The 14,853-nt window shown below is 66.1% G+C and carries 10 protein-coding genes; 9 read left to right on the forward strand and 1 reads right to left on the reverse strand.

The window, feature by feature from the left end:
- Positions 1 to 46: 46 nt before the first annotated feature.
- The 6 genes from AMD14_RS21630 to AMD14_RS21655 all read left to right on the forward strand — a co-directional run bounded on the left by AMD14_RS21630 (position 47) and on the right by AMD14_RS21655 (position 11,498).
- The gene (locus AMD14_RS21630) at positions 47 to 2,242 is read left to right on the forward strand and encodes an alpha-glucuronidase family glycosyl hydrolase (RefSeq protein WP_015463770.1); all 2,196 of its coding nucleotides are present in this window, start codon (positions 47 to 49) and stop codon (positions 2,240 to 2,242) included.
- On the forward strand, positions 2,239 to 4,203 hold the full coding sequence (locus AMD14_RS21635) for a sialate O-acetylesterase (protein WP_011052823.1): 1,965 nt from the start codon (positions 2,239 to 2,241) through the stop codon (positions 4,201 to 4,203). Before AMD14_RS21630 ends, AMD14_RS21635 begins: the two co-directional genes overlap by 4 nt.
- Before the next feature lie 11 nt (positions 4,204 to 4,214).
- Positions 4,215 to 5,474, forward strand: coding sequence for a D-mannonate dehydratase ManD (gene manD / locus AMD14_RS21640; RefSeq protein WP_011052824.1), 1,260 nt, complete (start codon positions 4,215 to 4,217; stop codon positions 5,472 to 5,474).
- Positions 5,475 to 5,497: 23 nt separating this feature from the next.
- Positions 5,498 to 7,168, forward strand: coding sequence for a glycoside hydrolase family 43 protein (locus AMD14_RS21645; RefSeq protein ID WP_040107820.1), 1,671 nt, complete (start codon positions 5,498 to 5,500; stop codon positions 7,166 to 7,168).
- A 2-nt stretch (positions 7,169 to 7,170) separates the two neighbouring features.
- Positions 7,171 to 9,876, forward strand: coding sequence for a glycoside hydrolase family 3 protein (locus AMD14_RS21650; RefSeq protein WP_011052826.1), 2,706 nt, complete (start codon positions 7,171 to 7,173; stop codon positions 9,874 to 9,876).
- A 149-nt stretch (positions 9,877 to 10,025) separates the two neighbouring features.
- Positions 10,026 to 11,498 carry a mannitol dehydrogenase family protein gene (locus tag AMD14_RS21655; protein ID WP_011052827.1) on the forward strand — a complete coding sequence of 491 codons (1,473 nt, stop codon included), beginning with the start codon at positions 10,026 to 10,028 and terminating at the stop codon, positions 11,496 to 11,498.
- 81 nt (positions 11,499 to 11,579) lie between these two features.
- Here AMD14_RS21655 and AMD14_RS21660 read toward each other — a convergent pair whose 3' ends face one another.
- Positions 11,580 to 11,969 (reverse strand): bleomycin resistance protein, encoded by a 390-nt coding sequence (locus AMD14_RS21660; RefSeq protein ID WP_005916135.1) that lies wholly within the window; start codon positions 11,967 to 11,969, stop codon positions 11,580 to 11,582.
- 337 nt (positions 11,970 to 12,306) lie between these two features.
- Between AMD14_RS21660 and AMD14_RS24340 the strand changes: the two genes are divergently transcribed.
- The 3 genes from AMD14_RS24340 (at position 12,307) to AMD14_RS21670 (ending at position 14,785) form a co-directional block, all read left to right on the forward strand.
- Positions 12,307 to 12,465, forward strand: a complete 159-nt coding sequence (locus AMD14_RS24340) for a DUF2256 domain-containing protein (protein ID WP_005916138.1) — start codon at positions 12,307 to 12,309, stop codon at positions 12,463 to 12,465.
- 224 nt (positions 12,466 to 12,689) lie between these two features.
- A complete protein-coding gene (locus AMD14_RS21665) occupies positions 12,690 to 13,211 on the forward strand; it encodes a hypothetical protein (protein ID WP_040107821.1) in 522 nt (173 codons plus the stop codon).
- 551 nt (positions 13,212 to 13,762) lie between these two features.
- Entirely contained in the window at positions 13,763 to 14,785 is a 1,023-nt protein-coding gene (locus AMD14_RS21670; protein WP_011052830.1) for a Kelch repeat-containing protein, read from the forward strand.
- The last annotated feature ends 68 nt before the right edge of the window (positions 14,786 to 14,853 follow it).

Raw genomic sequence — 14,853 nt, forward strand, 5'->3', positions numbered from 1 at the left:
TGCATGCGTCCGTGACGCTCGAGCATGCCGCATGAGCGGGTCTGCAATGAAGCGACATGGCATCGGTACTGGCGCAATTACGCTGCCGGCATTGATGTGGCTGGCGCTGTTATGCAGTGGCCTGCTGGTCACCGCAAGCGCGCATGCCGAAGATGGCTACGATCTATGGTTGCGCTACCAACCGCTGGCCAATGCCGCGCAATTGCGCGACAGTGCCAGCCAATTGGTCGTCGTTGGCGACTCGCCCACCCTGCACGCAGCACGCGATGAACTGGCGCGCGGCCTGCAGGGATTATTGGGAAGCACACCGCCGCGCGTGGACGCGGTGACGCAGGATGGCGCACTCGTATTGGGCGCCGCCAGCGCGCCACAGATTGCGGCCCTGAAGCTCAATGCCGGCCAGTTGGGCCGCGACGGCTATCTCATTCGTAGCGCCGAGATTGATGGACATCGCGTCACCGCCATTGTCGGGGGCAGCGATATCGGGGTGTTATACGGCACATTCCACCTGTTGCGTCTGCTGCAGACCGGACAGTCGCTTGCGGCGCTGGATGTGCGCACATCGCCACGCCTGCAGCTACGCATGCTCAATCATTGGGACAATCTCGATGGTCTGGTGGAACGTGGCTATGCCGGCGCGTCGCTGTGGAACTGGCAGACGCTGCCCGGCTACCTGGATCCGCGTTACACCGACTACGCGCGTGCCAATGCATCGCTGGGCATCAATGGAACCGTGCTCAACAACGTCAATGCCAACGCCTGGAGTCTGACGCCGCAATACCTCGACAAGGCGGCAGCCCTGGCAAACGTGTTTCGTCCCTACGGGATTGCCGTATTCCTCAGCGCGCGCTTCAGTGCACCGATCGAAATCGGTGGCCTGAAAACCGCCGACCCGCTGGACCCGCAGGTACAGCGCTGGTGGCGCGACACCGCCGACGCCATCTATGCGCGCATTCCGGATTTCGGCGGGTTTCTGGTCAAGGCCAACTCCGAAGGCCAGCCCGGCCCGCAAGACTATGGACGCAGCCACGCCGACGGCGCGAACCTGCTGGCCGACGCACTGGCGCCACATGGCGGAGTGGTGATGTGGCGCGCCTTTGTTTACTCGCATGAACAGCCGGACGATCGCGCCAAGCAGGCTTACAGCGAGTTCGTGCCGCTGGATGGTGCATTTGCCGACAACGTGATCGTGCAGGTGAAAAACGGGGCCATCGACTTCCAGCCGCGCGAGCCATTTCACCCGTTGTTCGGTGCGATGCGCAAGACGCCATTGATGCCGGAGTTTCAGATCACCAAGGAATATCTCGGCTTTTCCACCCACCTGGCCTATCTGGGCCCGCTATTTTCCGAGACCTTGCAAGCCGACACCTATGCGCGCGGCAAGGGCTCGACCGTTGCAAAGACAGTGGATGGCCGCTTGTTCCCCGAGAGCAAACGCACACGGCTGACCGGTATTGCCGGCGTGGCCAATATTGGCGCCGATCACAACTGGAGCGGCTCGATCTTCGATCAGGCCAACTGGTACGCGTACGGGCGGCTGGCGTGGGACCCGCAGCTGTCGCCGCAGGCCATTGCGCAGGAATGGGCGCGCATGACATTTTCCAACGACCCGGCGGTGGTCGAGCCGGTGGTGGGCATGATGCTGCGTTCGCGCGAGGCGGTGGTGGACTATATGACTCCGCTCGGTCTGCATCACCTGATGGGGCGCGGCCACCATTACGGCCCGGCACCGTGGGATGCCGGCAGCGAACGCCCGGACTGGGATCCGGTGTATTACCACCGCGCCGACCGCAACGGGATTGGCTTCGACCGCAGCGCCAGCGGCAGCAATGCCGTTGCGCAATATGCGCCGCCCGTGGCGCGCGTATTCGGCGATGTGCAGCGCGTGCCCGAGCCGTTGCTGCTGTGGTTCCATCATGTGCGGTGGGATCACCGCATGGCCTCCGGCAGGCCGCTGTGGGACGAGCTGGTGTGGCGTTACGACCATGGCGTGGCCGAGGTCGCTGCGATGCGCACGACCTGGCAAGGCCTGGCCGGCAAGATCGATGCACAGCGCTACCAGCAGGTCGCCGATTTCCTGGCGATCCAGCAGCGTGAAGCGCAGTGGTGGCGCGATGCCAGCATCGCCTATTTCCAGAACGTGTCCGGGCGCCCGTTGCCTGCAGGCGTCAGCCCGCCGGCGCACCCGCTGGCGTATTACCAGGCACTGACATTTCCGTATGCACCGGGGAATCCGAAGTGAGCGCATGTCGCGTAAAGATAGTGATCGGCACGCTGTCGGCGTTGCTGCTGCCGCAACTTGCGAGCGCAACGGATGCGCCGCTACTGCATCCCATTTTTCAGGACCATGCGGTGCTGCAACGCGATGCGCCGATCCGCCTGTGGGGCGATGCGGCGCCGGGCACACGTGTGACCGTGCAACTGGAGAGTACGCAGGTGCAGGCTCGCGCAGACCGGCAAGGTCACTGGGAAGCGCGCTTGCCCGCGCACGCCGCCGGCGGCCCGTACAGCCTGAAGGCCAGCGCTGCCAACGGTGCGATGCAGCAGATCGATGATGTGCTGATCGGCGATGTCTGGCTGTGCTCGGGGCAATCGAACATGGAATTGCAGGTGCATCGCACGCTGGATTCGCGCAGCGAGATCGCCGATGCCGACCACCCCAGCATCCGCATGTTCAAGGTGCCCGCACAATCCAGCCCGACACCGCAACGCGGTCTCGGCGGCACTGCAACGTGGCAGCGCACCACGCCGGAGACGGTCAAAGACTTTTCGGCTGCCTGTTATTACTTCGCACGCGAGTTGCAGAAGAAGATCGACGTGCCGATGGGGTTGATCAATGCGTCGTGGGGCGGTTCGCAACTGCAGGCCTGGATCGGCGACAAGGCCCTGCGTGCCGCCGGCGACGATGGTCCGGCACTGGATGTGCTGGCGCGCTATGCAACCGACCCGGTCGCGGCCGCACCGCGTTGGGCCGCGCTGTGGGAACGCTGGTGGCGTGCCCATGGCGAAGGCGAACCGTGGCAGCCGGATGCGCCCGGCGACTGGCAGAGCGCGCCGTCGGCCTTGGGCGCATGGGACGACTGGGGCGTGCCGCAACTGGTCGGCTTCAACGGCATGGTCTGGTACCGCACCAGCGTCGAACTGACCCCGGCACAGGCCGCACAGGACGCCACGTTGCTACTCGGGCCGGTAGACGAACTGGACCAGACCTGGGTCAACGGACGCGGCGTGGGCAGCAGCTACGGCGCGGACCAGCCGCGTCGCTACGCGTTGCCGCGCGGGCAGCTGCATGCCGGGCGCAACAGCATCGTGCTCAATGTGCTCAACACCTACCGGCGCGGCGGGCTGCTGGGCGACGCGCCATCGCGCGCACTGCAATTTGCAGACGGCAGCACCGTGGCGCTGGACGCGCCCTGGCAATACCGCATCGTGCCGCAGGCAGTGGGCACGCCACCGCGCGCACCGTGGTCGTCGGCGGCCGGGCTGACCACCTTGTACAACGGCATGATCGCGCCGCTGGAACACCTGGGCCTGCGCGGCGTGCTGTGGTACCAGGGCGAATCCAATACCGGCGATGCAGCGCGCTACCCGGCCTTGCTCACTGCCTGGCAGCGCGACTGGCGGCAGCGCTTCGGCGCAGACCTGCCGCTGCTGGTGGTGCAGCTGGCCAATTACGGCGCACCGCCTACCCAGCCAACCGACAGCGGTTGGGCGCAATTGCGCGAGGCGCAGCGGCGTTTCGTGGCCAGCGACGCGCACGCAGGGTTGGCGGTGGCGATCGATATCGGCGACCGCTACGACATCCATCCGGCCAACAAGCAGGAGCTGGGCCGACGCCTGGCGCGCGCGGCGCGGCACGTGGTGTATGGCGAAGCGATTGCACCTTCCGGCCCGGTCGCGCGCAACGCGCGCCGCGAGGGCGAGAGCGTGCGCATTGGCTTCGACGATGTCGACACCGCGCTGGTGAGTTACGGCAACGACGCGCCGATCGGCTTCGAGCTCTGCGGCGATGCGGCCGGCAGCTGCCGTTACGCCAGCGCCACGCTGTCCGGGCGCGAGATCGGCCTGCGTCTTCCTGCCGGCGTGCAGGCCACACGGGTGCGTTACTGCTGGGCCGACAGCCCTGTGTGCACCCTGTACGACCGCAGCGGCCTACCGGCCGGCCCGTTCGAATTTCCCATCACTGCCACCTCTTCCCCCTGAGCGAGATCACGATGTCACAGACTTCCGACTCCCCTGCACCGCTGCAAGGCTCTGCCCGCGACCGCGAGATCGTCGAGGCGCGCGTCATCGTCACCTGCCCGGGGCGCAATTTCGTCACCTTGAAGATCCGCACGCGCTCGGGCATCACCGGTGTGGGCGATGCCACGCTCAACGGGCGCGAACTGGCGGTGGCCGCGTATCTGCAGGAACACCTGGTGCCGAATCTGATCGGCCGCGATGCCGGGCGCATCGAAGACATCTGGCAGTTCTTCTACCGCGGCGCGTACTGGCGGCGCGGCCCGGTGACGATGAGCGCGATTGCCGCGGTGGATGTGGCGTTGTGGGACATCCTGGGCAAGATGGCCGGCATGCCGCTGTATCAGCTGCTCGGTGGGCGCTCACGCGAAGGTGCGCTGGTGTACGGGCATGCCAACGGGCGCGATATCGCCGAAACCAGCGACGAAGTGGGCCGTTTCCGCGAAATGGGCTTTATCGCCATTCGCGCGCAATGCGGCGTGCCAGGCATCAAGAAGACCTACGGCATTTCTGTCGGCGGCAAGCCGTACGAACCGGCCGAAAGCGAGCTGCCCACCGAAACCGTATGGTCCACGCCGCGCTACCTCGGCGTCGTGCCGCGCCTGTTCGAGCAACTGCGCGCCGACCATGGCGACGAGATCGAACTGCTGCACGATGCGCACCACCGGCTCACCCCGATCGAAGCCGCACGCCTGGGCCGCGACCTGGAGCCGTACCGGCTGTTCTGGCTGGAAGATGCCACCCCGGCGGAAAACCAGCGTGCGTTCGAGATCATTCGCCAGCACACGGTGACGCCGCTGGCGGTGGGCGAGGTGTTCAATTCGATCTGGGACTGCAAGCACCTGATCGAGCAGCAACTGATCGACTACATCCGCACCACGATCGTCCACGCCGGCGGTCTCACCCATGTGCGCCGGCTGGCCGATTTCGCCGCGCTGCATCAGGTGCGCACCGGCTTCCACGGGGCCACCGACCTCTCGCCGGTGTGCATGGGCGCCGCCTTGCACTTCGACACCTGGGTACCCAATTTCGGCATCCAGGAATACATATTCCATTCCGACCAAGCCAATGCGGTATTCCCGCACGACTACCACTTCCGCGATGGCCGCCTGCACTGCGGCGAGACGCCGGGGCATGGCGTGGACATCGACGAAGCGCTTGCAGCGAAGTATCCCTACGTGCCCAAGCAGTTGCCGATCGCGCGACTGGAAGACGGCGCGATGTGGGATTGGTGATGCGCGCGTTTTCTGCCACGTGTGTGGCCCTGCTGATGGCCTTGGCGGTGCCTGCGAACGCGCAGGCGCAGGCCTCTGCCGATGTTGCGTTCGACTGGTTCGAATACCGCGGCGACGATGCGGTATTCGCCACGCCGCTGCCGGCCGGGCACTACCGCAATCCGGTGTTGGCCGGGTTCTACCCGGACCCCAGCATCACGCGCGTGGGAGAGCGCTATTACCTGGTCAATTCGACGTTCACGTATTTCCCGGCGATCCCGGTGCTGGAGAGTACCGATCTTGTGCATTGGACCCAGATCGGCAACGTGGTCGACCGCCGCGAGCAGCTCGATTACGACGGGCTGCGCATGTCGCGCGGCATGTATGCCGCCAGCATCCGCCATCACGACGGGCGCTTTTACGTGGTGGGCACCTCGGTCGACAGCGGTGGCAATTTCATCGCCAGTGCCAACGATCCCGCGGGCCCATGGTCGGCATTGACGTGGTTGCCCAGCATCGACGGTATCGACCCGTCCCTGTTCTTCGATACCGATGGCAGCGCCTACTTGCTCAACAACGGCCCGCCGGAGGGCCCGCCGCTGTACGACGGGCATCGCGCCATCTGGATGCAGCGCTTCGATATCGCGAAGAACGCACCAGTCGGCCCGCGCAAGGTGTTGCTCAATGGCGGCGTGGATCTGGCCAGCAAGCCGATCTGGATCGAAGGCCCGCACCTGTATCAACGCGACGGGTGGTACTACCTCTCGTGCGCCGAGGGCGGCACCGGGCCGCAGCATTCACAGGTGGTGTTGCGCAGCCGCACCGTGTGGGGGCCGTATGCACCGGCACCGAACAACCCCATCCTGACCCAACGCGACCTGCCGGCCGAGCGCGCGCATCCGATCAGCAATGCCGGCCACGTGGATCTGGTCGACACACCCGATGGGCAGTGGTGGGCGGTGTTTCTCGCCAGCCGTCCGTATCGCGGCGATCGCTACAACACCGGGCGCGAAACGTTTTTGCTGCCGGTGCAGTGGCGCGATGGATGGCCCTCGATCCTGCCGGCGGGACAGCCGATTCCTTACATCGCCAAGGCGCCCGCTGGCATGAAGGCACCTGCCACGCAGGCGCCATTGTCGGGCAACTTCGTCTGGCACGACGATTTCGATCACACCACGCTGCAACGCGAATGGCTGACCGTGCGCGTGCCAAAGCACGACGTGGCCGACCTGCGCACGCGGGCGGGCTGGTTGACGCTGCATGCCGACGCACACGGGCTGGACGGTACCGGCACACCCGCGTTTCTCGCACGCCGCCAGCAACATATGCGTTTCACCGCCAGCACCGCACTGGAGGTGCCGACCCAGGCAGGCATCAGTGCAGGCTTGGCCGCATTTCAGAATTCGACCGCGTGGTACGCACTCGGCATTCGTCGCGATGGCGATGCCGTGCAGGTGTTTCTGGACAAGCGCGATGGCGCGGCCACCACCACGCTGGCGCAGGCTCGCATCCCGGCCACGGCACAGCTGCGGCTGCAGATCAGCGGCGATGGCGGTGCGTATAGCTTCGCCTTCGATGCCGATGGCCGCGGCTGGCAATCGCTACACCGCAACGACGATGCCGGCTTTCTCAGCACCGCACAGGCCGGCGGTTTCGTCGGCAGCATGATCGGGCCTTTTGCCCAATCGCACCCCGACCGCTCTTCACAGGACTGACCATGCCTTCGCATCCGCCCACCCGGTTTCGTTCGCTCGCGCAGGGTGTCCTGCTTGCATTGGGGTGCGCTACAGGCGCTGCCCACGCCGCCACGCCGCCGTATCTGGACACGCAGCGCTCTTTCGAGGCACGCGCGGCCGATCTGGTGTCGCGCATGACCCTGGAAGAAAAGGCCGCGCAGATGCAGAACGCCGCACCGGCGATTCCACGGCTACAGGTGCCTGCCTACGATTGGTGGAACGAGGCGCTGCATGGCGTGGCGCGCGCCGGCGGGGCGACGGTGTTCCCGCAGGCGATCGGCATGGCCGCCACCTTCGACCTACCGCTGATGCACGAGGTCGCCACCGCGATCAGCGACGAGGCGCGCGCCAAGCACCATCAGTTCCTGCGCCAGAACCAGCACGCGCGCTATCAGGGGCTGACCTTCTGGTCGCCGAACATCAATATCTTCCGTGATCCGCGCTGGGGCCGCGGCCAGGAAACCTACGGCGAGGATCCCTTCCTCACCGCGCGCATGGGCGTGACCTTCGTGCAGGGCCTGCAGGGCGAAGGCGCCGCCGCACCGAAGAACGCGCAGGGCGAGCCGTACCGCAAGCTCGACGCCACCGCCAAGCATTTGGCCGTGCACAGTGGCCCGGAAGCCGATCGTCACCACTTCGATGCGCGCCCCTCCCAGCGCGACCTGTACGAGACCTACCTGCCGGCGTTCGAGGCACTGGTCAAGGAGGGCAAGGTGGATGCGGTGATGGGCGCCTACAACCGCGTGTACGGCGAGTCGGCCAGCGCCAGCAAGTTCCTGCTGCAGGATGTACTGCGTGACCAATGGGGCTTCAGGGGCTACGTGGTGTCCGACTGCTGGGCGATCGTGGATATCTGGAAGCACCACAAGATCGTCGCCACCCGCGAACAAGCCGCTGCGCTGGCGGTCAAGCACGGCACCGAGCTGGAATGCGGGGAGGAGTACGCCACCCTGCCGGCAGCGGTCCGCCAGGGCCTGATCGACGAAGCGCAGATCGACACCGCGTTGAAGACCTTGATGACCGCGCGCATGCGCCTGGGCATGTTCGATCCGCCCGGGCAGTTGCCGTGGTCGACGATTCCCGCCTCGGTCAACCAATCGCCGGCGCACGATGCGCTGGCACGACGCACCGCGCGCGAATCGCTGGTGCTGTTGAAGAACGATGGCCTGCTGCCGTTGTCGCGCGCCAAGTTCAAGCGCATCGCGGTGATCGGCCCCACCGCCGACGACACCATGGCGCTGCTGGGCAATTACTACGGCACGCCGGCCGCGCCGGTCACCGTGCTGCAAGGCATCCGAGCCGCGGCCCCGAATGCGCAGGTGCTGTATGCGCGCGGCGCCGATCTGGTCGAGGGGCGCGACGATCCCGCCGCCACCCCGTTGATCGAACCGCAATACCTGCGGCCATCGGCCAACTCGCCCGAGCGCGGTTTGCGTGGCGAGTACTTCCGCAATCGCGACTTGTCGGGTAAGCCGGCCCTGGTGCGGGTGGATGCGCAGATCGGCTTCAAATGGGACCGTGGCTCGCCGACCGACAATCTGCTGGCGCGTGGCGAAGCCGGGCCAAGCGAAGCGGTGCCGGCGGACAACTTCAGCATCCGCTGGAGCGGCCAGCTGGTCCCGCCGACCACCGGCACCTACCACCTGGAAGCGGCCGCCGACGACGGCGTGCGCCTGTACCTGGACGGCAAGCCGGTGATCGACCGCTGGAGCACCAGCGACCGCCTGCACGCCGATGGCGTCGACGTGCAGCTGCAGGCCGGCCGCGCCTACGAGGTGCGGCTGGAATACTTCGAAGGCGAGCGCGATGCCGCCGTGCGCCTGGCCTGGCGCCAACCCGGGGCCAGGCCACCCTTGCAGGAGGCGCTGGACGTGGCACGCAGCGCTGATGTGGTGGTCTTCGTCGGTGGCCTGACCGGCGATGTCGAAGGCGAGGAAATGAAGGTGAATTACCCCGGCTTTGCCGGCGGCGACCGCACCGACCTGCGCCTGCCCAAGCCGCAGCGCGACCTGCTCGAAGCCTTGCAGGCCACCGGCAGGCCGGTGGTGGCGGTGCTGACCACCGGCTCGGCGCTGGCCATCGATTGGGCGCAGCAGCACCTGCCGGCGATCCTGCTGGCCTGGTATCCCGGCCAGCGCGGCGGCACCGCGGTGGCCGACACGCTGTTCGGCGATGCCAATCCGGGCGGCCGCTTGCCGGTGACGTTCTACAAGGAAAGCGAAACACTGCCGGCGTTCGACGACTACGCCATGCGCGGCCGCACCTACCGCTACTTCGGCGGCACGCCGCTGTATCCGTTCGGCCACGGCCTGTCGTACACGCAGTTCGCCTATTCAGGACTGCGCCTGGACCGCACCACCATCGCAACCGATGGCTCGCTCGCTGCCACCGTCACGGTCAAGAACACCGGCCAGCGCGCGGGCGATGAGGTGGTGCAGCTGTATCTGCATCCGCTCGCCCCGCAACGCGAACGTGCCGGCAAGGAATTGCACGGATTTCAACGTATCGCCCTGCAGCCGGGCGAGCAGCGCGAGCTAGGCTTCACCATCAACGCAAAGGATGCACTGCGGCTCTACGACGAGCAGCGCAAGGCGTATGGGGTGGACCCAGGCGCCTATGAAGTGCAGATCGGCGCCTCCAGTGCGGATATCCGCGCCAGGCAGCGCTTTACCGTGACCGACAAGTAGCAGCCGCTGACACTCTCGCCATGCGGCCGTGGGTAAACAATCCCTTCGGCTGCGATTGCTTCAAAACCCCCTCTCCTCCCGGGAGAGGGTTTGGGGTAAGGGTTCGGCGTAGCCCCTCCTCCAAACACCCCTACCTCGCAGGCGACACGATGCACGCACCACGTCTTTCGCTCGACACCCTCGGCACATTGCCGCCGGTGGTTGCAAGGCCCAGCTATGACCTGGCAAGCACCACCATCGGCATCGTGCATCTCGGCGCAGGCGCCTTCCACCGTGCTCACCAGGCCGTCTATATCGACGACCTGCTTGCCGAAGACCCCAGCTGGGCCATCAGCGCCGTCTCGCTGCATCGCCCGCAGGTGCGCGATGCCTTACGTCCGCAAGAGGGCCTGTACACCCTCGCCCTGCTCGACGAACACCCGCAACTGCGCGTCATCGGGGCCATCGGCGAGGTGCTCTGCGCCGCAGACGAACACGCTGCCGTGCTCGCGCGCCTTGCCGACCCGGCAGTACGCCTGGTCACGCTGACCATCACCGAGAAAGGCTATTGCCTGGCCGGCGACACGCTCGACCTCTCGCATCCGGACATCGCGCACGATATCGCCCATCCCGCAACTCCACAGAGCGCCATCGGCTACCTCGTGGCCGGGCTGCGGCAGCGCATGCACAACGGCACCGCGCCGTTCACTGCGCTGAGCTGCGACAACCTCACCGACAACGGCACGCTGCTGCAGCGCGCGGTTGTGCGGCTCGCAGCGCAGGTCGACCCGGCGCTTGCGGAATGGATCGCGCAGCACGCCGCCTTCCCGCGCTCGATGGTCGACAGCATCACGCCCGCCACCGATGATGCGCTGCGCGCGCGCATCCACGATCAGCTTGGCGTGCACGATGCCTGGCCGATCCAGCGCGAGCGCTACAGCCAGTGGGTGATCGAAGACCGTTTCTGCAATGGTCGCCCTGCATTCGAGCGCGCAGGCGTCACCCTGAGCGAAGACATCGCCGGCTACGCGCGCGCCAAACTGCGTCTGCTCAACGCGCCGCACTCGGCGCTGGCGTATCTCGGCAGCCTGCTGAACCTGGACACCGTGGCCGACGCCATGCGTCACCGCGAACTTGCCGCGTACGTGCAAACATTGATGCGCGCGGAGATTGCACCCACCTTGCAGACCATGGACGGCTTTGATGCGCAAGGCTACAGCGACGCCATCCTTGCCCGTTTTCGCAATCCCGCCATCCGCCACCTGCTCGCCCAGATCGCCTGGGACGGCTCGCTGAAAATTCCGGTGCGACTGCTCGGCACGATCGGCGATGCACTCGCTACCGGCCAACCGATCCGGCACCTATGCCTGGCCGTTGCCGCGTGGCTGCACTTCGTCCGCAGGCAGGCGCACAACGGCGTTCCGCTGACCGACCCGATGAACGATGCCCTCGGTGCGCATGGTCGCAATGCGACGGGCGATGCCGGTCATGATGTTGCCGCCTTCCTGACACTGGAGGCGGTGTTCGGATCGTTGTCCGCAGACGCGCGTTTTTGTGCGTCCTTGCAGGCGGCTTATGCAGCGCTTGGCACGGCCACCCCGACTGACGTGACACACGCCCTTGGGTCGATGGGTGAGGTGTAAGACGGTGCACAGCGCCATGCATTGCGCGGGCGGGCGCCATCAGGTCGGTGAGCAGCGCAGTCGCCTTGCTCATGCAATGCATCACCCTGACGCGATCACCTGCCCAATCCGCAGCAGATTGCCGCTCTCATCGACGATGGCGAACTCACGCATGCCCCAGGGCTTGTCGCCGACCGGGTCGAGCCGTGGAATGCCTCGCTCGGGCAAGGCGGTGAGCTGCATCGCTGCGTGGACGGCATCCACATCGCCGACCCTGATGTAACAGCCCGCATAACAGTCGGCCGGATCCAGATCCGGATGCGCGAAGAAGTGCAGCTCCACATCGCCACGTCGCAGGATTGCGTAACCTGCATCGTGCGGATGCGCATCGCCGACAAAGCCCAGTTGCCGATAGAACGCCACCGTCTGCGGAATCGAGCGGCTTGGCAGGGTTGGGATGGTTTGCGCCTCTATGTTGATGCTGGTGTCCATTACCAATCTCCATGGGTCCACGTTTCAGAAGCGCTCATGTGCGCAGCTCGATGGAAGTGACAGGCTCGCTCGTACACGCGCCTCAAAAGCGCTAGCGGGCGGTGACGGGATCAACCCGTATTCGGTCGCTGTGAGCGTGGCGCCTTCCGATGCCGCAGACGTGCCGCCAAACCGCTTCCTGCAAACCATAACAAAGCGCGTGCGCTTGCTCCCAATGCCATGTACCGCTGTGCTCCAGCAGTAGCCTGCATGAAGCCTGAGACGGCGTTTTGCATTGGACATCGCTATGACATGCTTGCACCCCGCTTCATCGACACATGCCCGGTCCTCCCAGCCTATGGCAGCGCGCAAAAAACAGGATCTACCGGAGAAGGTGTGCGCGCAATGCGGGCGGCCGTTTCGTTGGCGCAAGAAGTGGGAGCGTGTGTGGGACGAGGTGAAGTACTGCTCGGACCGATGCCGTGGCGACAGCAAACGCCACCGCGCCACAGCTTAGCCGGCACTGCCTCAGACCCGGCAGCATGCCTACAAGACACGGGCATGTTCCGCACATCGCTGCAGCATGCACTGTCCAACACGCTTTACCGATACCGCTATTTCGTTCCTGCACGCTTTTTCGCGCCGCTGGACCTGGCCGCACGCTTGCTCGTGCTGCGCTTGCTGGCGACGGCCATGTTGTCCACCAGGTTCGGATATGGCCGGCCTGCGGCTTTTGCGCGCTTGCGGGCCTGGGCCTTCTGCGATGGAGACAGTGGCTTGGAATGCGAAGCGCCCTTCGGGCTGGACGTGTTCCAGGGCGCGGACGTCTTGGTTGCACGCTTTTTGGCAGCTGTGGAGGTGCCCTTCTTCGCCGCAGTGCGCCTTGATGGCGCTTTCTTGGTCGCGCCGTTCTTCTCGGCCGTGCGGCTCTTTGCTGCAGCTTTCTTGCTTGCCTTGCGTGCGACCTTGGACGGTGCAGTCTTTCTGGCGGAGGCGCTCGCGGCCGCCGTTTTTTTCGTGGCGCGGTTATTCGGTGCGGTCTTTTTCGCAGCCGTCTTTTTTGCTGACTTCTTCGTCGCGGTTCTTTTTGTCGCGGCTTGCTTGGTTGCGCTCTTCTTTGCTGCGGTCTTCTTTACAGCAGTCTTCTTCGAGCCATCTCCGCTGCTGGCCCCCCTGGTCGCGCTTGCCTGCTGCAGGCGCGCGTATACACGCGCTGCCCAGCGCTGGCCTGCATCGCCGCCCCAGAGCAGCCAGGCGATGTAGCCGGCCGATGGCGCCTTTGCATCCGCCCAGCCCTTGCCGCTCTTGTCCACGCTGTGTCGCGCGAAGTACGAATGCATGCGTCCAATGGTCTGTGCAGACAGCGACTTCTGCGCGGAGAGATCGCGCGCACGCGCCACACCAACGGCGGTACCGCCACGGCCATGCTGCTCGCGCAGGCGCAGTCCACGCGCCGCTGCAGCGGCGACGCTCTTGGGCGGTGTTGTCGCCGAACGGGACGTTGTCGATGAACGCGTCACGCAGATCTCCTGTCAGTTCGGTAGCGGTAGTGTTCGCATACGCGGTGCTGTCGGACGTGAAGAGGCGGCGTCTCCCCGGGCACTTGCAAGCAGCAATGGCGCAGCGCTCGATGAAGCGCGCTGCGTATCCGGCAGGAACACCGCAGTGCAGATGATCGACCACTGCCATCGTCGACCGTGACAGCGCTGCAATGTCGTGGTCGCTACGGGCGTCGCGGCTCTGTCCGCTTTCTGCTCTGGCTGTGCGTTGCCAGGTGAGTAGACTGGCCGCTCTCGGCAACCAAAGGAACACCGATGCATCGCTTGGCTACGTCGTTCTGCGCGGTGTTCCTGCTTGTGGTGACCGCAAGCGTGCCTGCCAGCGGCCAGGCCAATGGCGTCGCACCAGCCGGATCGACCAGCCAGTGGCAATGGCGCTCGGTGCAGGCGCAGGGCGAGCCGCATGCACGCCACGAAAACAGCATGGCCGCCATCGGCGAGCGCCTGTATGTGCTCGGCGGTCGCGGCGAACGCCCGCTGGATATCTTCGATACCCGGACCCGGCGCTGGTCGCGCGGCAGCGCACCGCCGTTGGCCGTCAACCACGCCCAGGCAGCGGTCTGGGCGGGCAAGCTCTACCTGGTGGGCGGGTTTACCGGCGACTATCCCAACGAAACGGCGTTGACGCATCTGCTGATCTACGACCCGGCCACCGACCGCTGGCAGGTGGGCGCGGAGATCCCTGCCGATCGCCGCCGCGGTTCGGCCGGTACCGTCGCGCACGACGGGGTGTTGTATCTGGTGGGCGGCAATACGCGTGGCCACAACAGCGGCTATGTGCCCTGGCTGGACGCCTTCGACACGCGGACCCAGCGCTGGACGCGCCTGCCCGATGCGCCGCATGCGCGCGATCACTTCCATGCCGTGGTGCTCGACGGCAAGCTCTACGCGGGCGGCGGGCGCCGGTCTTCGCACGACACCGGCGACACGCTGTCGCAAACGATCCCGCAGCTGGATGTCTACGATCTGCGGCAGGCCACCTGGTCGGTGGCCGATGCCACGCTACCGACCCCGCGCGCGGGCGCGGCCGCCATCGCGCATCACGGCCGGGTCATGCTGTTGGGCGGCGAAAGCACGGCCCAGGTCGCCGGCCATGCCGAAGTGGAGTCCTACGACCCGGCCACCGCGCGGTGGGTGACCGGTCCGGCCCTGCCGCGCGGCAGGCACGGCACGCAGGCGGCGCAGGTGGGCGGGGATCTCTACATCGCCGCAGGCAGCGGCAACCGCGGCGGCGGACCGGAACTGCAGGACCTGCTCGTGCTGCCGCCGGTGCCCTGAGCGCCGCATGCGCCGCGGGCTTGCCCGCGGCATTCAGTGTCTGCGGGTAGGCATTACACCCCGGCAGA

Origin of the sequence: Xanthomonas citri pv. citri, from assembly GCF_000961215.1 — a bacterium.
GTDB classification, from domain to species: Bacteria; Pseudomonadota; Gammaproteobacteria; order Xanthomonadales; family Xanthomonadaceae; genus Xanthomonas; species Xanthomonas cissicola.